The organism is Christensenella sp. MSJ-20, from assembly GCF_044357945.1.
GTDB lineage: Bacteria > Bacillota > Clostridia > Christensenellales > QAND01 > QAND01.
In genome coordinates this window covers 1,352,932-1,371,849 of the sequence record NZ_CP076563.1, presented here as the reverse complement: position 1 = coordinate 1,371,849, position 18,918 = coordinate 1,352,932, and the positions used below count along the sequence as shown (strand labels likewise).

The 18,918-nt window shown below is 55.6% G+C and carries 19 protein-coding genes, 2 tRNA genes and 3 rRNA genes; 5 read left to right on the top strand and 19 right to left on the bottom strand.

What is annotated here, in order from left to right; genetic code table 11:
- The first annotated feature begins 7 nt into the window (after positions 1 to 7).
- The 3 genes from KP626_RS06965 (at position 8) to KP626_RS06955 (ending at position 1,013) form a co-directional block, all read left to right on the top strand.
- Positions 8 to 355, top strand: a complete 348-nt coding sequence (locus KP626_RS06965; RefSeq protein WP_395975472.1) for a hypothetical protein — start codon at positions 8 to 10, stop codon at positions 353 to 355.
- Between the two features lie 14 nt (positions 356 to 369).
- A complete protein-coding gene (locus tag KP626_RS06960; RefSeq protein ID WP_395976122.1) occupies positions 370 to 627 on the top strand; it encodes a phage holin family protein in 258 nt (85 codons plus the stop codon).
- 71 nt (positions 628 to 698) lie between these two features.
- Entirely contained in the window at positions 699 to 1,013 is a 315-nt protein-coding gene (locus KP626_RS06955) for a hypothetical protein (protein WP_395976120.1), read from the top strand.
- A 427-nt stretch (positions 1,014 to 1,440) separates the two neighbouring features.
- On the opposite strand, the gene KP626_RS06950 is transcribed toward KP626_RS06955, so the two are convergent.
- The 12 genes from KP626_RS06950 to KP626_RS06895 all read right to left on the bottom strand — a co-directional run bounded on the left by KP626_RS06950 (position 1,441) and on the right by KP626_RS06895 (position 8,940).
- Entirely contained in the window at positions 1,441 to 2,211 is a 771-nt protein-coding gene (locus tag KP626_RS06950) for a tRNA1(Val) (adenine(37)-N6)-methyltransferase (protein WP_395976118.1), read from the bottom strand.
- On the bottom strand, positions 2,186 to 2,803 hold the full coding sequence (locus KP626_RS06945) for a redoxin domain-containing protein (protein ID WP_395976116.1): 618 nt from the start codon (positions 2,801 to 2,803) through the stop codon (positions 2,186 to 2,188). Before KP626_RS06945 ends, KP626_RS06950 begins: the two co-directional genes overlap by 26 nt.
- 10 nt (positions 2,804 to 2,813) lie before the next feature.
- Positions 2,814 to 3,488, bottom strand: coding sequence for a cytochrome c biogenesis CcdA family protein (locus KP626_RS06940; protein ID WP_395976114.1), 675 nt, complete (start codon positions 3,486 to 3,488; stop codon positions 2,814 to 2,816).
- Positions 3,488 to 3,919 (bottom strand): cytidine deaminase, encoded by a 432-nt coding sequence (locus tag KP626_RS06935; protein ID WP_395976112.1) that lies wholly within the window; start codon positions 3,917 to 3,919, stop codon positions 3,488 to 3,490. Before KP626_RS06935 ends, KP626_RS06940 begins: the two co-directional genes overlap by 1 nt.
- A gap of 146 nt (positions 3,920 to 4,065) precedes the next feature.
- The gene (locus KP626_RS06930) at positions 4,066 to 4,338 is read right to left on the bottom strand and encodes a hypothetical protein (protein ID WP_395976110.1); all 273 of its coding nucleotides are present in this window, start codon (positions 4,336 to 4,338) and stop codon (positions 4,066 to 4,068) included.
- Positions 4,339 to 4,410: 72 nt separating this feature from the next.
- Positions 4,411 to 4,581 (bottom strand): DUF362 domain-containing protein, encoded by a 171-nt coding sequence (locus KP626_RS06925; protein WP_395976108.1) that lies wholly within the window; start codon positions 4,579 to 4,581, stop codon positions 4,411 to 4,413.
- A gap of 82 nt (positions 4,582 to 4,663) precedes the next feature.
- Positions 4,664 to 5,581 (bottom strand): stage 0 sporulation family protein, encoded by a 918-nt coding sequence (locus KP626_RS06920; RefSeq protein ID WP_395976106.1) that lies wholly within the window; start codon positions 5,579 to 5,581, stop codon positions 4,664 to 4,666.
- Positions 5,553 to 6,428: a hypothetical protein gene (locus KP626_RS06915; RefSeq protein WP_395976104.1), complete on the bottom strand. Its 876-nt coding sequence runs from the start codon at positions 6,426 to 6,428 to the stop codon at positions 5,553 to 5,555. The genes KP626_RS06920 and KP626_RS06915 overlap by 29 nt, the downstream gene beginning before the upstream one ends.
- Positions 6,425 to 7,042, bottom strand: a complete 618-nt coding sequence (gene tmk / locus KP626_RS06910; RefSeq protein ID WP_395976102.1) for a dTMP kinase — start codon at positions 7,040 to 7,042, stop codon at positions 6,425 to 6,427. Before tmk ends, KP626_RS06915 begins: the two co-directional genes overlap by 4 nt.
- On the bottom strand, positions 7,043 to 7,687 hold the full coding sequence (locus KP626_RS06905; protein ID WP_395976100.1) for an HAD family hydrolase: 645 nt from the start codon (positions 7,685 to 7,687) through the stop codon (positions 7,043 to 7,045).
- Between the two features lie 3 nt (positions 7,688 to 7,690).
- Positions 7,691 to 8,356: an HAD family hydrolase gene (locus KP626_RS06900; protein ID WP_395976098.1), complete on the bottom strand. Its 666-nt coding sequence runs from the start codon at positions 8,354 to 8,356 to the stop codon at positions 7,691 to 7,693.
- A gap of 38 nt (positions 8,357 to 8,394) precedes the next feature.
- The gene (locus tag KP626_RS06895) at positions 8,395 to 8,940 is read right to left on the bottom strand and encodes a GNAT family N-acetyltransferase (RefSeq protein ID WP_395976096.1); all 546 of its coding nucleotides are present in this window, start codon (positions 8,938 to 8,940) and stop codon (positions 8,395 to 8,397) included.
- A 161-nt stretch (positions 8,941 to 9,101) separates the two neighbouring features.
- Here KP626_RS06895 and KP626_RS06890 point away from each other — a divergent pair, with 161 nt between their 5' ends.
- Positions 9,102 to 9,986: an SPL family radical SAM protein gene (locus KP626_RS06890; protein WP_395976094.1), complete on the top strand. Its 885-nt coding sequence runs from the start codon at positions 9,102 to 9,104 to the stop codon at positions 9,984 to 9,986.
- Between the two features lie 312 nt (positions 9,987 to 10,298).
- On the opposite strand, the gene rrf is transcribed toward KP626_RS06890, so the two are convergent.
- From rrf to KP626_RS06865, 5 genes are all read right to left on the bottom strand, one after another.
- Positions 10,299 to 10,415, bottom strand: a 5S ribosomal RNA gene (gene rrf, locus KP626_RS06885).
- Positions 10,416 to 10,509: 94 nt separating this feature from the next.
- A 23S ribosomal RNA gene (locus tag KP626_RS06880) occupies positions 10,510 to 13,419 on the bottom strand.
- 131 nt (positions 13,420 to 13,550) lie between these two features.
- Positions 13,551 to 13,627: transfer RNA gene (locus tag KP626_RS06875), tRNA-Ile, on the bottom strand.
- Positions 13,628 to 13,631: 4 nt separating this feature from the next.
- A tRNA-Ala gene (locus KP626_RS06870) sits at positions 13,632 to 13,707 on the bottom strand.
- Positions 13,708 to 13,866: 159 nt separating this feature from the next.
- Positions 13,867 to 15,384: ribosomal RNA gene (locus KP626_RS06865) — 16S ribosomal RNA — on the bottom strand.
- The 16S, 23S and 5S rRNA genes sit together here with 2 tRNA genes alongside, the layout of an rRNA operon.
- A gap of 340 nt (positions 15,385 to 15,724) precedes the next feature.
- On the opposite strand from KP626_RS06865, the gene KP626_RS06860 reads away from it, so the two are divergent.
- A complete protein-coding gene (locus KP626_RS06860; protein ID WP_395978987.1) occupies positions 15,725 to 17,425 on the top strand; it encodes a phospho-sugar mutase in 1,701 nt (566 codons plus the stop codon).
- Positions 17,426 to 17,485: 60 nt separating this feature from the next.
- On the opposite strand, the gene KP626_RS06855 is transcribed toward KP626_RS06860, so the two are convergent.
- Positions 17,486 to 18,658, bottom strand: a complete 1,173-nt coding sequence (locus KP626_RS06855; RefSeq protein WP_395976092.1) for an FprA family A-type flavoprotein — start codon at positions 18,656 to 18,658, stop codon at positions 17,486 to 17,488.
- Positions 18,659 to 18,730: 72 nt separating this feature from the next.
- A complete protein-coding gene (locus tag KP626_RS06850; RefSeq protein ID WP_395976090.1) occupies positions 18,731 to 18,892 on the bottom strand; it encodes a rubredoxin in 162 nt (53 codons plus the stop codon).
- Positions 18,893 to 18,918 lie beyond the last annotated feature (26 nt).

The window sequence follows — 18,918 nt, the reverse complement described above, 5'->3', positions numbered from 1 at the left end:
ATCAGATGTGGAAGTAGCGTTATCGATTTTCTCGGTTCTTGGGATCAATGGTATTTTGCTGTTTTTCATCAAGCGGTTCTTTGACAAGAAGGACAGCGAGGCGAAGGAGGAAAAAGCGGATAGAGACGCGCTAGTCAAAGAGGTGCGGACAGGCCTTGATACCATCCGTTTGTTGGCTTATGCCAGACTATCCGAGGAAATCGAGAGGTTGTTGAACAAGGGATACGCCACCCCATCGGAGCGGCGGATTCTGGAGGAGATGTTTTTGAATTACAAGGCCCATGGGTGGAATGGAGATATGGATTCTAGGATAGAGAAGGTTCATACCCTCCCCACCAAGGACTTGAAACATTGAGGAGGAAATTTGTGATGAGTGACTTTACCCAGTTTATTACCGAGAACATGTATATTGTGGCGGCTGTCCTGTATGTGTTGGGGGTGTTTTTGAAATCCATCCCCAATATCCCAGACTGGACGATTCCCTTTATCCTGACCGCCATCGGCATTGCGTTTGGGGTAGCGCTGATTGGAATCCCCCAGGGGATTTTGGAGGGGGTACTTTGTGCTGGCGCTGCGGTTCTGGTAAATCAGATGGTTAAACAGGCCCAGAAAGCTAAAGAAGAATAAGGGAGAGAAAACGAAAGAGCCCGGAGCAATCCGGGCTCTTTGTTGGTTGTTGGTGGGGCGGCGTATCCCACATGCCAGGTACCCTTTCGGGTGTGCCGGGGGCCATTTCCGGTCCTCAACAACCATTCAATTTTGACAAGCACGCTATTGTGATCCTATGTTCCACCACAACACACCCCATAAAGAAGAAGGCCGGCAAAATAGCCAGCCCGCTCCTTTCTTCGCTCGGTCATTTTTATTTTACCGATGTGTCAGAACCGTCACACATCTTCTTTAGCGAAGAGCTGGTTTTTCTGTTGTCCGCCAACGCTCCGGTCTGTTTACCCGGCAACACTTCGAGTTTTTCCGTTGCTCGCCAACACTCCGGTCTATTCACCCGGCATTGATTTCGGATTGATAAGGTGCCAGCCCACCTAGGCGATATTATCGCCTCATTAAAACAAACTCATACTAACGGATGATATTCTAAGCGTCATCCCCGCACTCATAGTATATGCTAATCCTTGCGCATTGTAAACATGTTTTTTCTACCATTACATCCATTGATCAATTTCGTGACATTGCGAAAATGATACCATAGCTTTACCAGCAGATAACATTTGTTTTCTGTCGTGTGGCTCGGCGTTTGCTGGGCCCCTCTTTTTATTTTGCTCCAAGCAATGCAAAGGCATTGGAATAATTCACTGTGTATTTTCTGTGTAATTCAATGTACAAAAAACCACAAAATTGTACAAGAATTTGCATGCCTAAAAGCATAGAAAAACCCGCTTGAATGCTGGAAAAGCCAGTAATCAAGCGGGTTCTGCCTTCGGATTATGCGTATGGTTTCCCCCCATAGACCCGCTGCATGGACGCCGTATAATCGCCGTCCGGGCCATAGACCGAAAGGGTGGGCTCAAAATGCATGCCGCTGCGGCCGTTCTTAATCCCCTCGATCAAAAGGATATTGGCAGGCTTATCCTCCCGGGGCTGAACCAGCTTCATCCGCTTGGGCTCGATCCGAACCCCCCGCATGGCGGTGATGATTTCCGCCAAACGATGGGGGTGATGCACCATGCAAAACCGGCCTCCGGTGATGAGAGCGGCGCTGGCCGCCTCCACCACGTCCGCAAGGGTCGCAGCCACCTCATGGCGGGCAATATAATGGGCCTGGTTTTCCCGGCCAGCGCCAGCACCCAGCTTCACATAGGGCGGATTGGCCACCACCAGGTCAAACTTTGCCTTGGGAAAGGCCTCTCCATGGCGTTTATAATCCCCTTCCACCACCCGAGCAACGGATTCCAAGCGATTAAACGCCACGTTGCGCCGGGCAATATCCGCCATCTGGGGCTGTATCTCCACCCCTACCAGCTCCTGGGGATGATAGCGCCCCCAAAGCAATAGGAGCAGCACCCCACAGCCGGTGCCGAGATCCAGGACGCGGTTTTCCTTCTTTGCCCGGGCAAAGTCCGCCAGCAAAACGGAATCGGTTCCAAAGCAGAAGGCATCGGGATTCTGAATGATCCGCAATCCTTCCAGCTCCAGGTCATCCACCCGCTCCCCTGGTCGAAGGGCAGGGTCACTGTCCGGCGTATTTCTGCACATAGCCCAACCACTCCTCTAGCTCCTGGGCCGACTGAAACATGCCGGGATACCGAAGCACGATGTTGTTGCTGCCGTCTACAAAGATGGTCATGGGCACCGATCGGACGGCAAACTGGATAGCCGCCTCGTTTTTGTAGTCCACATATCCCGGAAAGGCCACGCCCAGCCGCTCCTCCTCGGAAAAGGCGGCCTGAACCTCCGCCTGGGTATAGGGATCCCCCGCGCTGTCCAGAACATTTACCGCCACAATGCGGACGCCCTCTCCCGCCAGCCGCTCATGGACCTCATTGAAATAGGGGATTTCCTTGATGCAATAACCGCACCAGGAAGCCCAGAGATTGATCACCAGGATCTCCCCCTCTTGAGCCCGCAGGACGGTCTCCCCGCCCTCCTTATCCACCACTGGAATCTCAGGGAGAGGGGTATTCTCTCGAATCTGCAAAAAGAGCTGCTCGTTCTGGGAAAGCTGCTCTCCCTGGATCCCGGCAGGAGGGCTTTGCGTGGAATCGGGCTGGGATCCTTCCTTGCTGCCGCAGCCGGCAAGCATTGCTACCGTCATAACCGCTATCAAAAAGAGATGCATTCGTTTCATGGAAATTCTCCTATCGCAGGAAGATGTTCAAGGCATTGCTGTACAACAGGATGCCCATCATAATCATCAGCAGGCCGGATACCACCCGGATGGCGCCAGCGTATTTCTGTATGCCCTGAAACTTCCGAAGCAGGACTCCGGCAAAGAGAGCACACAGTAGAAAGGGTACGATAAAGCCCAGGGAATAGCATACCAAAAGCCAGATCCCGCGCCACATGGTGGCGCTCACCGAGGCCAAGAGCAGGATACTGGCCAGCGGTGCGGATACGCAGGGCACCCAGCCAAAGGCAAAGGCCATACCCATGAGGAAGGAGGTCAGAAGGCCTGGGGCCCGATTTACCTCCATACGCTTTTCCCGGTTAAAGAAGGGAATTTTTCCGGAAAACAGGGTAAGAACCCCCATGAGGACGGCCAGTCCGCCGGCAATTCTACAGATCAGCTCCAGATGGTCCGACAAAAACCGGCCCAGGCTGGTGGCCACCGCTCCCAAGGCGATAAAGATCACCGATAATCCCAAACAAAAGCTCAAGCCATTGTAAAACAGCCAACCCCGCCGTTGGCCGATCTGGTTCCCCGCACGCAATCCCAGAATGGAAAAATACACCGGTAACAAGGGTAGCACACAGGGGGAAAAGAAGGATACCAGCCCCTGTACCAGAGCAGTGGTTTCGGACACTCCAAGCATTATACCCGCTCCTCCTTTTCCGGGCCTCGGAGCTGATCCCGGCCAAAGCCGCCGGGCAGCAGTTCATGGAAGGGAAACACCCGGTAGTGCAGTTCCCGGTCGGAAACCACCACAAGGGTATCGGGCCCGGCAAACTCATGGATCACCTGGCGGCAGGAACCGCAGGGATAGGTAAGCTCCGCAGAGTCCCCCGTGATGGCGATGGCCACAAGGGTTCGACTACCGTTGGATACCGCTTTTAGGATAGCGGTTCGCTCGGCGCAGATGGTATCCCCATAGGCGGCGTTCTCCACGTTGCAGCCGGAAAAAATCCTTCCGTCCTCCATCAACACGCAGGCCCCCACCCGAAACCCCGAATAGGGAGCGTAGGCAAACTCCTTGGCGGCCCGCGCTTCCCGAAGCAGCTCCAGAATGGCACCTTGATCCAGCATAGCGGTTCCTCCCTTCCTATCACCGATATGGTAGAAGAATTATACCATACTTTTTACGATGGGATTGTCCTTTTAAAAAAGGTTCCCTTTTTCGCCACATTCCCGTTTTCTTTTCTAAAAAACCCCTCCTGGCGGGAGGGATTTTTTTAGGGATGCATCTCCAGCATCACGATGATATTTTGATTGGTGACCTTGTTGGCCAAAAGCTGGCGGAACCGCACGGTCTTTTGCTTGCCCGCTAGACGAAGGGCCTCCAACTCACCGGCAATGCGCTCCTGTTGCCGGCATAGGTCCTCATAGAGGTTTTCCATCCGGGCCAGTTTTTCGATGGCCGCCCCGCCGAATCCCTGTTCCCGGGGCAAAACCGCATCCGGTTCCACCCAATATCCCCCGGGCGCTTGCTTGGTAATCCGTTCCACAGCGCTCTTTCCTCCTTCTGGGAAAATAAAAAAAGGCTTATACAAGCCTTTTTTTATGGTTTCGTCGTCTTGTTACGCCTGCTTGATGCACTCTACGGGGCAGCCAGCAGCACAAGCGCCGCAATCGATGCACACATCGGGATCGATTACGTAGCTATCACAACCATCGGCGATGGCGCTCACGGGGCAGCTAGCAGCACAAGCGCCGCACAGGATACAACCGGTTCCAACTTTGTAGGCCATGGATCAACACCTCCAGGAATATGTTGTAGATATTTGTACCATTCATTTTATCCGCAGGATGAGGGTTTGGCAAGGGTTATCTTCACTTTTTCCCGCCGTTTTCTTCCTTTGGTTCCCGGGGCTTCTGCTTTTCCCGGTCTCCCTTTCGCTCGCCGTTCTTTTTCTCGTTTTTAGGCCGTGGGCGCTGGGTACGGTCAAAGGTCAGGTCTTCCAGGGCATAGACCTTAAATTCATAGGAGCCGTCCGGTTTTTCCAGGCGCACCTTGGTACGAGCGCAGAGGGGTTGGTTCTCCACCACCTTGCCCTTGCCGTCGGGGGTGGTCACCTCGCTGCCGTTCCGGGGCATTTTGCGGTTCATCTCCTCATAATACTTCTGCTCATAGCCCAAACAACACATGAGACGCCCGCACAGCCCGCTTATTTTGGTGGGGTTCAAGCTGATGTTCTGCTCCTTAGCCATCTTAATGGATACCGGAGAAAACTCTGAGAGGAACCGCTTGCAGCAGATAGGACAGCCGCATTTCCCCAGGCCGCCCAGCATCTTGGCCTCGTCTCGGACGCCGATCTGCCGCAGCTCGATGCGGGCGCGGAAATGATGGGCCAAGTCCTTCACCAGCTCCCGGAAATCCACCCGGCCGTCGGCGGTAAAGAAGAAGGTGATCTTGCTGCCATCAAAAGCATATTCCACCTCCACCGGCTTCATAACCAATTTATGCTGTGCAATTTTCTGTTCAAAGACGGAAAAGGCCTGTTTCTCCTGCTGCTGGTTCTGTTCCATGCGCTTATAGTCCCCGGCCGTGGCCTTGCGGACAACGCTCTTTAAAGGCGCCACCACCTTTTCGTCCTCCACCTGGGTGGGCCCCATGACGATCTCCCCATATTCCAGGCCACGGGCGGTCTCCACAATGGCCCCATCCCCTTCCTGGAGCGGAATGTCCTTGGGATCAAAATAATAGGTCTTGCTGGTCTTTTTAAATTTTACACCGACTACGGTCTTCATCCAGTTCCTCCATGACGGCAAGGGAAAGCCACTGCAAGTACCCCCGTTTTCCTACGTGAGCGCTGTGCATCCTTCCCGCCGTTTGTATGCGTTCTACGATCCTGGCCGCAATATACCCATCCCCTGGAAACACCCGAAACAGCTCCTCCATCTGAGGATCTAAGGGCTGGGTACCCGCCTTGACCAACAGAAGATGGGCTGCCTGGCTTGCCATGCAATCCAGCAGCGTCTCCCCGTCGGCCTTGGACTCGGACAGAACCTCTTCCATCATACTATATTTTTGGGAAAATCCCAAGTACAGGGCTTTTTTTCCATCTTCCCAGGCGGTATAAAGAGGCCCTTTTTCCTCCATATCCCGCTGCCAGAGAGCCGCTTCCCCCTCATCCCGGCCCATAACCCGGGCCGCCAGGCACAGTCCCTGTTCTATTCGCCCTCCGTCCCGGCGGATGGTGCCGCAGCGGGACCGGATGGTAGGCAGCAGCTTCTCCCGGCTCTCGGCCAAAAGCAGAAATCCACAGCCAGGCGCCGGCTCCTCAATGGTCTTCAAGAGGGCATTTTGCGCCTGCTCCGTCATGAGGTCGGCGGAGAGAATCACCACAAGCCGCCTTTCCCCCATGTAGGGCTTGACCGCCAGCTCCTCCAACAGCCCCCGCACCTGGCCGATTTTGATGGAAGTCCCATCGGGGGAAAGATAGAGTACGTCGGGGTGGTCTCCCGCCTGGATGAGATGGCAAACCCGGCAGGCGCCGCAGCCTCCTTCCGGGCAGAGATAAGCCATCGCCTGCTCCCGGGCCAGGGGTAAAAAGCTTTCCCGGGGGGCCAACAGAATGGCGGCGTGCCCGGTCATGGGGATACCCTCCGGGCAAAGGCGTCCATGATCCGCTGATGAACCTCCTCTATGGTGCCGGACGCGTCGATCACCGCCACACGATCCGCCGCTCGGCTGGCCACCTCCCGGTATCCCTCTACCGTACGAAGAAAAAAGGCGTCAGGCTCCTGTTCCAGCCGGTCCTTTTCTCCCTCGGCGGCCCGCTTCATGGACTGCCGGGGATCGATGTCCAGATAAAAGGTGAAATCGGGCACATTTCCGGCCACAGCGATGGCGTTGACGGCCGCAACGGTATCATAGCCCAATCCCCTTCCATAGCCCTGATAGGCGATACTGCTGTCCACGAACCGGTCGCATATCACCCATCGCCCGGCCCTAAGGGCGGGTGCGATAACCCGCTCCACCAGTTCCGCCCGGCTGGCAGCATACAAAAGGGCCTCGCATACGGCTCCCATTTCGTTGTCCTTGTCCAAAATCACGGCCCGAATCTTCTCGCAGACGGGACAGCCGCCCGGTTCCCGGGTTTGGATAAAGTCCACTCCCCGGTCCCTCAGCGCCTGGCAGAACAGGGCGATCTGGGTGGTTTTCCCGGCCTTATCCGGTCCTTCAAAGGTAATAAACAGGGGTTTCATCTATTTTCCTCCTAAAAGGAGCCCAGAAAGCTCCTCCACGGAATCCACAAGATACTGGGGGGCCTCCGCTTCCAGTTCCGCTCGGCTGCCAAACCCGTAGGTAATTCCACAGGCCATGGCGCCCGCCTCCCGAGCGCCTCGGATATCCACATACCGGTCCCCAATCATCAGGCATTGTTCCGGGGGCACCCCCATGTGCTGGGCACAGCGGCGGATGCTGTCCGCCTTATTGGGACGCTCCTGCCGGGACGTGCTGCATCCAAAATAGGAGAAGTAATCCCAAATGCCCCGGCTCCCAAACAGCGCGTCCAGAGCGTCCTGGGTTCTGGCGGTGGCAACGCACATCTGAACCCCCGCCTCTTTTAGACGGGAAAGCAGCTCGGGGATGCCGGGGAAGGGCCGGGCGGTATGGCTGTCCCGGTGAAAGGCCGCCCCATAGATGGCGGAGGCCTTTTGGAATTCCTCCTCGTTCAAGCGATAGTACTCCCGAAATACCAGGGCGGTGCGGATGCCGGCATGAACCAGAAAAGCCTCCCGGTTGGGCTCCAGGCCCATGGCGGAGCAGGCCTCCAGATAAGCCTTGGTGACAAAGGGCAGAGAATCCATCAAGGTGCCGTCTATATCGAAGATCAGGTGGGAAAACACGCCCTACTCCCTCCCCTCTCGAAGAAGCGGCAGCAGGATCTCCCGCAGCTCCGAAACGCTATGGGCCAGATAATCGGCCCCGGTGGCTTCCATATCCTGCAGGGTGCCAAATCCATAGCTTAAGGCGATGGAGGACACCCGGTTTTCCTTGGCCGCGTGGATATCCCCCACCATATCCCCCACCATTAGCGTCTCCAAGGGATCCATCCCATAAGCCTCCATATGCTCCCGAAGCACCTGGGCCTTGTTCTCCTGGCCTCGCTCATCAGGCCCGATCACATGGGTAAATAGCGTTTCAATGCCAGCGTATCGAAGGGACTGGATGGATCCTGCCGCCCGGCGGGCAGAGCAGATGGACAGCTCCAGCTCCGGCAGGATAGACAGTTCCAAGAGCAGCTCTCGAATGCCAGGATACAGCTTTTCCTTCAAATATCCATCCCCATTGATCACCGTCCCATAGTGGGCTTTAGCCGCCAAAAGATCTTCCCCGGCAAGGCCATAGAGATCTTCAAACACCCGAAGCCGGAATCCGCCCAAGAGGGGAATCACCTGGTCCTGGGTCACCACCCGGTCGGAAAAAGGCTTTGCCGCCTCAATAAAGCTCCAGGAAATACTGTCAGCGCTGTCTACAAGGGTGCCGTCCAGGTCAAAAAACAGATGTTTGATCATATCCTACTCCTATTCAAAAAAGATCGGGTTTTCTCCCGTCAGAGCGATGACTCCCAAACAGCGGCCACGCCGTCTGCGGGATCGTTCAACGGGTACTGCAAATAGACCACGTGAAGAGGGCGGCCAAACTTCTTAGCCACGTTGGACAGGGTTCCCACCATGGTAAAGCCCATGTGCAAATGAAACGCCACGCTGGTTCGGTTGCTGCTGTCGATGACCGCCATCATAGTCCAATAGCCCTTCTCCCGGGCGGCGTTCATGATGGCGGTGAGCAGAGCCCGCCCGTATCCATAGCCCTCATAGCCCGGCAGCAGATAGACGGAATGCTCCACGGTAGGGGCATACCCCGTCTTGCTGCGGAAGGGCCCATAGCTGGCATAGCCCACTACCTTTCCCTCTATTTCCAGCACAAACAGATCGTATTCCCCGGCGCTTACGGTGTTGAACCACCGGGCGGTCTCGGGAAGGGACTGCTCCTGGGTGCTGTAGTTGTAGGTGGTTTCCCGAATATAGTAATTGATGATTTCGTTCAACGCCGGAATATCCCCTGCGGTTCCTCTGCGGATCAGGATCATCGCCTCCATGGATTCTACCAATACGATTAGTATAAAAGGAATGTCGGCATCCCACAAGCCAAAAAGCGGTTTCCCTACGCGCGAATTCATCCCTCGCAGCAATAGCGAACATCTGTTTGTTTTTTCCTCCGGTCCTGTGCTATACTTGGGGAGCGGAAAGGCGGTGCGACATGGAGATCATTCCCGCTAAAACCATCCTTTCGGGCTATCTGGAGCAGGGATGGTTTGGCGTTCACTACAATATGAACCTATACCGGGGTTGTTCCCATGGCTGCATCTACTGCGACAGTCGGAGCGCCTGTTACCAGATCCAGGACTTCGATCGGGTCAAGGCCAAGGAAAATGCCCTGGTTCTTTTGGATCGCGAGCTAAAAGCCAAGCGCAGAAAGGGCGCGGTTTTGACCGGCTCCATGAGCGATCCTTATAATCCTTGGGAAGAGGAGCAAAAGCTGACCCAGGGAGCCCTCCGCCTGCTATTGCGCCATGGTTATGGCGTGGTGGTCATCACCAAATCGGATCTGGCTGCCCGGGACGCCGGCCTTTTCACGTCCATCGCCGCCCACGCCCCGGTGGCCGTGAACTTCACCATTACCACGGCCGATGATGCCCTTTGTCAACGGATTGAACGGAATGTGTGCCCCACCAGCAAACGTCTAGAGGCCATCCGCGTCCTCTCGGAGGCGGGGATTTCCTGTGGTATCACGTTGATGCCCCTCCTCCCCTTTCTCAACGACAATTCCCACAACCTCAAACAGGTGGTTGCCCTCTCCGCCCAGGCAGGGGCCAAGTGGATCGCCACCTATGGCGGACTAGGGGTCACCATGCGGGAAGGCCAGCGGGAATATTTTTATGAGATGTTGGATCAGGAGTTCCCCGGTATCCGTCAGCGATACGTCCAGCGCTATGGCTTCAAATACCATTGCCCCGTACCGGATGCCAGCTTGGGCGCCCTGCTCCGGGCGGAATGCAAACGCCACGGCCTCCTATTCCGCCAAGCCGATATCGACCACCTCATCCATGCCCCCTATACGGGGGAACAACTCACTTTTTTATAACGGGCAGGCTGAGCCTGCACCCCTTTTGCAAGCCTTGGGCGTACAGAGCAGCTGCAAAATACCATCGCCGATTCCCCTTCTCCTGGCCTTGCTGCAAAATTTCTTCACTTACACCCAAATACAGCTGTACCACTGGCTTCTACAGCTTTCCAACCGCTGCCCTCTATCCACAACATGGTGCAGCAACACACCATTGCCGCCGGACGCTACAGATTCGTATCGCCATCCCCTCCCCACAACAGGTCAGCAACCATGAACCGCCTTCGCCTGCAAAAAACAAGCCCTGTCATAAGACAGGGCTTGTAAATTAGAATCCGGCGGCGATCTATCTTCCCAGGCCGTTGCCAGCCAAGTATTGTCGACGTGTAAGGGCTTAACTGCTGTGTTCGGAATGGGAACAGGTGGATCCCCTTAGCCATTACCACCGGAAATTTGATATCAAATTATCTTTGAGCACAAAGGAAACCACATAGGAGAAGGAAGCAAGAAATTCTACGTCTTCCGACTTAACAAAGTCGTATGCTTGATCAAGCCCTCGACCTATTAGTACCGGTCAGCTGCACGCATTACTGCGCTTCCACCTCCGGCCTATCTACCTTGTAGTCTTCAAGGGGTCTTACTCCATAAGGATGGGAGATCTTATCTTAAGGGGGGCTTCACGCTTAGATGCTTTCAGCGTTTATCCCGTCCGCACTTAGCTACCCGGCCATGCTCTTGGCAGAACAACCGGTACACCATAGGTGCGTCCATCCTGGTCCTCTCGTACTAAGGACAGCTCCTTTCAAATCTCCTGCGCCCACGATGGATAGGGACCGAACTGTCTCACGACGTTCTGAACCCAGCTCGCGTGCCGCTTTAATTGGCGAACAGCCAAACCCTTGGGACCTGCTCCAGCCCCAGGATGCGACGAGCCGACATCGAGGTGCCAAACCTCCCCGTCGATGTGGACTCTTGGGGGAGATAAGCCTGTTATCCCCGAGGTAGCTTTTATCCGTTGAGCGACGGCTCACCCACTCAATGCCGCCGGATCACTAAGCCCGACTTTCGTCCCAGCTCGAAATGTCTCTCTCGCTGTCAGGCCCCCTTCTGCCTTTACACTCTGCGAATGATTTCCAACCATTCTGAGGGAACCTTTGGGCGCCTCCGTTACTCTTTCGGAGGCGACCGCCCCAGTCAAACTGCCCACCTGACAATGTCCGCTACCGGGATCACCGCGCAACGTTAGAACTCCAGTAACAAAAGAGTGGTATCCCAAAGGTGACTCCCCACGAACTGGCGTCCGTGGTTCCCAGTCTCCCACCTATTCTGTACATCTGTTACCAAAATCCAATGTCAGGCTACAGTAAAGCTCTACGGGGTCTTTCCGTCCTATCGCGGGCAATGCGCATCTTCACGCATACTACAATTTCACCGGGTCCCTTGTTGAGACAGTGCCCAAATCGTTACGCCATTCGTGCGGGTCGGAACTTACCCGACAAGGAATTTCGCTACCTTAGGACCGTTATAGTTACGGCCGCCGTTCACCGGGGCTTAAGTTCCGTGCTTCGGATTGCTCCTAACACTTCCCCTTGACCTTCCGGCACTGGGCAGGCGTCAGCCTGTATACTTCGTCTCTCAACTTCGCACAGACCTGTGTTTTTGGTAAACAGTCGCTTGGGCCTATTCTCTGCGGCCTCTCTCGAGGCTCCCCTTTTCCCGAAGTTACGGGGTCATTTTGCCGAGTTCCTTAACAAGGGTTCTCCCGCTCGTCTTAGGATTCTCTCCTCGCCTACCTGTGTCGGTTTGCGGTACAGGCACCCTTTTGCTCCCTAGCAGCTTTTCTCGCCAGTGTGAATTCAGCAGCTTCCATACTTGTTTTCTGTCCCCATCACGCCCCAGCATTATGGTGCGCGTACTTCACTACGCACCTGCCTCAACGCTTGGACGGGCTCTACCATCAGCCCGCTCTGCCTATCCTACTGTGTCACTGCATCGGTCAATCGCTCAAAGGTGGTACAGGAATATCAACCTGTTGTCCATCGCCTACGACTTTCGTCCTCGGCTTAGGTCCTGACTAACCCTGAGGGGACGAACCTTCCTCAGGAAACCTTAGGCTTTCGACGGCGAAGATTCTCACTTCGCTCTCGCTACTCATGCCGGCATTCTCTCTCCTGCACAGTCCACCACTCCTCGCGGTATGGCTTCTGCCCGTGCACGATGCTCCTCTACCAATATATCATGGATATATTCCATGGCTTCGGTGTCAAGTTTAGCCCCGGTACATTTTCGGCGCACAACCACTCGACCAGTGAGCTATTACGCACTCTTTAAATGTGTGGCTGCTTCTAAGCCAACATCCTGGTTGTCTAAGCAATTGCACATCCTTTTCCACTTAACTTGAACTTGGGGACCTTAGCCGATGGTCTGGGCTCTTTCCCTTTTGACAACGAAACTTATCTCCCGTAGTCTGACTCCCAAGAAGCAGCAACGCGGTATTCGGAGTTTGATAAGGTTCGGTAAGCTTTGAGGCCCCCTAGCCCATTCAGTGCTCTACCCCCGCTTGCCTTCTCTTGAGGCTAGCCCTAAAGCTATTTCGAGGAGAACCAGCTATCTCCGGGTTCGATTGGAATTTCTCCGCTATCCACAGGTCATCCCCCAATTTTTTAACATTGGTGTGGTTCGGTCCTCCAGTGGGTTTTACCCCACCTTCAACCTGCCCATGGATAGGTCACCCGGTTTCGGGTCTACGTCATGCAACTATGCGCCCTGTTCAGACTCGGTTTCCCTGCGGCTCCGGTGCTCTACACCTTAACCTCGCTACACAACGTAACTCGCCGGCCCGTTCTACAAAAAGTACGAGGTCACACATTAATCGTGCTTCCTCTGCTTGTAAGCATAGGGTTTCAGGTTCTCTTTCACTCCCCTTCCGGGGTGCTTTTCACCTTTCCCTCACGGTACTATTCCTCTATCGGTCACTAGGTAGTATTTAGCCTTGGGGGGTGGTCCCCCCTGCTTCCCACGGGATTCTTCGTGTCCCGTGGTACTCTGGATCCCCACCTTTCGCTCTGCGTTTTCGACTACAGGGCTATCACCCTCTTCGGCCACGGTTATCCACCGTTGTTCGTCTAACACATCGCAAAATTACGCGGGTCCTCAACCCCAGGCATCCGTAGACACCTGGTTTGGGCTCTTTCCCTTTCGCTCGCCGCTACTCAGAAAATCGATTTTCTTTCTCTTCCTCCGGGTACTTAGATGTTTCAGTTCTCCGGGTTCCCTCCTCATGGGCTATGTGTTCACCCATGGGTGACAGCGCATTACCACTGCCGGGTTTCCCCATTCGGACATCTGCGGATCAATGCTTGTTTGCAGCTCCCCGCAGCTTCTCGCAGCTTACCACGTCCTTCGTCGGCTCCTAGTGCCAAGGCATCCTCCCTACGCTCTTATTAGCTTGATCGGTTCCTTGTTTTGTCTTCTCGACGTAAAATTGTAGTAGCTTTCAGTAATTCGCATTACCTATTTCTACTTTTGCCTTGCTTCTTTTCTTCCTATGCAGTTTTCAATGTGCTCCGCGTTTCTTTCAAACGCTGGTGGGCTCAAGTGGACTCGAACCACCGACCTCACGCTTATCAGGCGTGCGCTCTAACCTGCTGAGCTATGAGCCCCCGCTGGTGGAGATGAGCGGGTTCGAACCGCTGACCCCCTGCTTGCAAAGCAGGTGCTCTCCCGGCTGAGCTACACCCCCGCGTCCTCTCAGACTCGCGTGTCTCCGGCCTCGGAGCTTAGGACCTTCCAGCCCTACCCCGATAACCACATAGTGATTCCAAACGCATCCCAGAAAAGCGCCAACAGCTTCAATCTCGCTCTTGATCCTCTTCCGCTTCTTTTCTTACTTACACCTTAGAAAGGAGGTGATCCAGCCGCACCTTCCGATACGGCTACCTTGTTACGACTTCACCCCAGTCATTGATCTCACCTTCGACGGCTCTCTCCTTGCGGTTAAGCCACCGGCTTCGGGTGCTCCCAACTTCCGTGGTGTGACGGGCGGTGTGTACAAGGCCCGGGAACGCATTCACCGCGACATGCTGATTCGCGATTACTAGCAACTCCGACTTCATGTGGGCGGGTTGCAGCCCACAATCCGAACTGGGACCGCTTTTATGGGTTCCGCTCCTGCTTACGCACTCGCTTCCCTTTGTAACGGCCATTGTAGCACGTGTGTAGCCCAAGACATAAGGGGCATGATGATTTGACGTCGTCCCCACCTTCCTCCGAGTTGTCCCCGGCAGTCCATCTAGAGTCCCCGGCTTTACCCGCTGGTAACTAAATGTAGGGGTTGCGCTCGTTGCGGGACTTAACCCAACATCTCACGACACGAGCTGACGACAACCATGCACCACCTGTCTCCCTGCTCCGAAGAGATAACATATTTCTATGTCTGTCAGGGGATGTCAAGCCTTGGTAAGGTTCTTCGCGTTGCTTCGAATTAAACCACATGCTCCGCTGCTTGTGCGGGCCCCCGTCAATTCCTTTGAGTTTCAATCTTGCGATCGTACTCCCCAGGCGGGATACTTATTGCGTTTGCTCCGGCACAGAAGGTGTTAAACCCCCTACACCTAGTATCCATCGTTTACGGCGTGGACTACCAGGGTATCTAATCCTGTTTGCTACCCACGCTTTCGTGCCTCAGCGTCAGTTTTGGTCCAGCAAGCCGCCTTCGCCACTGGTGTTCCTCCCGATCTCTACGCATTTCACCGCTACACCGGGAATTCCGCTTGCCTCTCCCATACTCAAGCCAACCAGTTTCAAGTGCAACCCCCATGTTAAGCACGGGTCTTTCACACCTGACTTGATCGGCCGCCTACGCACCCTTTACGCCCAATAATTCCGGACAACGCTTGCCCCCTACGTATTACCGCGGCTGCTGGCACGTAGTTAGCCGGGGCTTCCTCCTAAGGTACCGTCATTTCTTTCTTCCCTTAGGACAGAAGTTTACAATCCGAAAACCTTCTTCCTTCACGCGGCGTTGCTGGGTCAGGGTTTCCCCCATTGCCCAATATTCCCCACTGCTGCCTCCCGTAGGAGTCTGGGCCGTGTCTCAGTCCCAGTGTGGCCGTTCAACCTCTCAGTCCGGCTACCCATCGTCGGCATGGTGGGCCGTTACCCCACCATCTACCTAATGGGACGCGAGCCCCTCCATAAGCGGATTGCTCCTTTGACCTCATTAGCATGTGCTATCGTGGTCTTATGCGGTATTAGCATCGGTTTCCCGATGTTATCCCCCTCTTATGGGCAGGTTGCTCACGCGTTACTCACCCGTCCGCCACTAACTCGGCCCCCGAAGGGGCTTCGTCCGTTCGACTTGCATGTGTTAAGCACGCCGCCAGCGTTCGTCCTGAGCCAGGATCAAACTCTTGTATTAAATATTTGCTACCATGCCCTTCGGACATGCTCGCTTCTTACTTAACACAGAAGATGACCGTTCGCTCGATTTCTAAACTCTTGGCTTCTCTCTTCTAGTTTGCGCTTGGTTTTTCACTATGTAGTTCTCAAGGTGCTCCGCTCCCCCTCTCGGGCGAGCTTGATCATCTTACCAAATCATCCCCTCACTGTCAATCCCCTTTTTTTAATTAATTTTTAACTTATCATTTTATGCGGAAGGACAACCACTAGATGTGGTAGAACTATTGGGCAAACTGTATTATAATTTGTAGGAAACCTGTGAAAAAGTTTTTTGTCAGGAGGAATTGATTTTGAATTATATGGGCAGATATTACGCGTGGCTGCACGATCCTCTGCTGGACGAGGATCTGCGGAGGGAGCTTCTCGCCATCCGCCAAGACGACCAGGAGATCAAAAACCGGTTCTATGATGATATTGATTTTGGCACCGCCGGCCTCCGGGGAGAGATCGGCGCCGGCTCCATGCTGATGAACACCTATAACATCAAGCTGGCCAGCGAAGCCTTAAGCCGGGTGCTCCTGGAGAACCGCCAGGCCGTTCAAGGAGTGGTTATCGCCTGTGACTCCCGCCACCGCTCCCAGGATTTTGCCCGGGAGGCCGCTCTGGTCTTCTGCGGCAACGGGATTCCCGTATATCTGTTTTCCGAGATCACCCCGGTGCCCATCCTCTCCTACGCCATCCGGCACCTGAATTGTGCCGCGGGCATCACCGTCACAGCCTCCCACAACCCGCCTCAGTATAACGGCTATAAGGCTTACGCCGCCTATGGCGGACAGCTGCCCCCCGCCGACTGTGCCGCCGTGCTGTCCTACATGCGCCGTCTGTCCTCCCTGGCCGACGTCGCCTATATGACGGAGGAAGCGGCCCTTCGAACCGGGCGGCTGCACTATGTAGGCAAGGACATACTGGCTTCCTATTATAAAGAGGCGCTCCAGGGAATCCTGTCCCCGGAGGCCATCCAACAGAACGCCGATCTTCCCATCGCCTATACCCCCCTCTTTGGCGCGGGAAACCACCCGGTCCGGGAGTTGCTAAAGCAGGCGGGCTTCCACAACGTCAAAGTGGTAAAAGAGCAGGAACGGCCCAATGGGGATTTCCCTGGGCTCAAGGCTCCCAATCCCGAGGAGGATGACGCCCTTCGCCTGGTGATCCGGGACGCCAAGAAGCAAGGCGCCGCCCTGGCTTTGGCCACCGACCCTGACAGCGACCGGCTGGCCATCGCCATCCCCCAGAATGGGGAATACCACAAGCTGACCGGCAACCAAGCGGCGTGTCTGCTGCTCTATTACCGGCTTTCCCGGATGAAGGAGCTGGGTCTTCTCCCGAAAAACGGCTTGATCCTCCGCTCCATCGTAAGCACCTCCCTGGCGGATCGGATTGCCGCCGGCTTTGGCCTTGCGGTAACGGAAGTCCTTACAGGATTCCGCTATGTATCCCAGCAGATCGACCTCCACGCTGAAAAGGGCATTCCTCTGGTGTTTGCCTTTGAGGAAAGCTATGGCTATCTGTGCGTGGACCTATCCCGGGATAAGGACGCCGTATCCTCCGCCCTCTATCTGTGCGAGGCGGCCTGCTACTACCGGAGCCAGGGGAAAAGCCTCATGGATGTGATGACCGAAATCTACGAAACCTATGGCTACCAGGAGGAGCGGGCGGATACCCTTCCCTTCCCCGGCCCCGACGGCCTTCATGAGATGGCGGCCATCATGGCCCAGGCCCGGGAAGAACTGCCGGAGGCCATCGCGGGTAAACGGGTGCTGGCGGTCCGGGACTATCAGGCCAGCGTCCGCGCCACAGGCGGCGTCCAGGAACCCCTTGCGTATCCCAAGTCCAACGTGGTGTTCTACGAGCTGGAGGGAGGCAGCTGGGCCTGTTTGCGGCCCTCCGGCACCGAACCCAAGCTGAAGGTCTATGCCTCGGCGGCGGGCGCCACCCAGGAGGAGGCCCACGCCCTTTTAGATGCCATCCTTCTGGACAGGAAGGACTGGATCAGCAAATAACGCCTTACCAAATCAAAAAGGACCCGTCCCATATGGGGCGGGTCCTTTTATGCGTTTTCGTTATTCCATCAGCTTGCGCGCGGTCTCCAGAACCGCGTCCAGCTTCTCCTGATTGGGCCGCATCCTGCAGGTGGCGGTGCCCACCACCTTAAGGCCGATCTGTTCCATACGCTGGGCTAGGAAGCCTGCGGCCTCCCCGCTCCATCCAAAGCAGCCAAAGGCCAGGGCCTTCTTGTTCCGGTTGGTAATGCAGCTGGTCCGGGCCAGCACGTCCCAAATGGGCAGCAGGGCGTCCCGGTTAAAGGTGGGAGACCCCAGGGCAAGGAAGTCCGCCTCCCCGATGGCGGCGGAAACGGCATCCACGCCGTCCTCTGCCACATCCATCAGCCGGATGTCCGCTCCCATTTCCGTAAGCTCCCGGGCGATGGCCTGGGCCAGGACTCGGGTATAGCCGTAGCAGGAAACATAGGCCACCACGCCTTGGGGCTTCTCCCCCTTGGCTTCCGGTCTGGACCACTCCTCATAGCGGTTCACCGCGCCCATGGGATCCCGATTCAAAACCGGCCCATGGGACGGGCAGATCATCCGGATGTCCAGGTCCCGGATGGCGGCAATGGCCTTCTGCACATGGGGCTTAAAGGGGCCCATGATTACGTCAAAGTAATACTTCTGCTCGCTGTACAGCTCGGCCACGTCCATGGTCTCCTCCAGCACCCCGGGAGCGGCATGGTGGAACCCAAAAGCGTCGCAGCTCATAAGCACCCCATCCTCCTTCACATAGGTGAAGATGGAATCGGGCCAATGGAGGAAGGGGGCGGAAATGGTTTGAAGGGTCACGCCGCCCAAATCGATGATCTCCCCATCCTTGGCCCGGATGCTCTCAAAGGGGCCGTTTACGATTTCCTTGGCCACGTTGAGCCCGGCCTGGGAGGCCACGACTACGGCCTTGGGGCATTTTTCCAAAAGGCGGCCGATGGAGCCGCTGTGGTCCGGCTCGGTGTGATTCATAACGATGTAGTCCAGGCTGCCAAGATCCACGCCCTCGGCCTCCATGATCTCCAGCCACCGGTCAAAGAAGGTCTCCTTAACGGTGTCGATGATGGCGGACTTCTCAGTGCCCTTTACATAATAGCTGTTGTAGGTGGTGCCATACTGGGTATGCATCACCACGTCAAATACCCGCAGATCAGGATCGCTGACCCCGATGTAACGGACATGTTCGGTCAATTTCATTGGGATTCCCTCCTAAATCGAAAACCGGGGGCCTGGGATAATCCCATGCCCCCAGCGGTTCGGCTCGTTCGGCTACTCTACCTTGGCAAAGGCGTCCTTGCCCAGGCCGCAGATGGGACAGGTAAAGTCCTCGGGAAGGTCCTCAAAGGGAGTTCCAGGAGCGATGCCCTGGTCGGGTACTCCAACGGCGGGATCGTATTCCCAGCTGCAAGCGGTGCAGTAATATTTATCCATGCTATCGTCCTCCTTGGTGCTTTTTT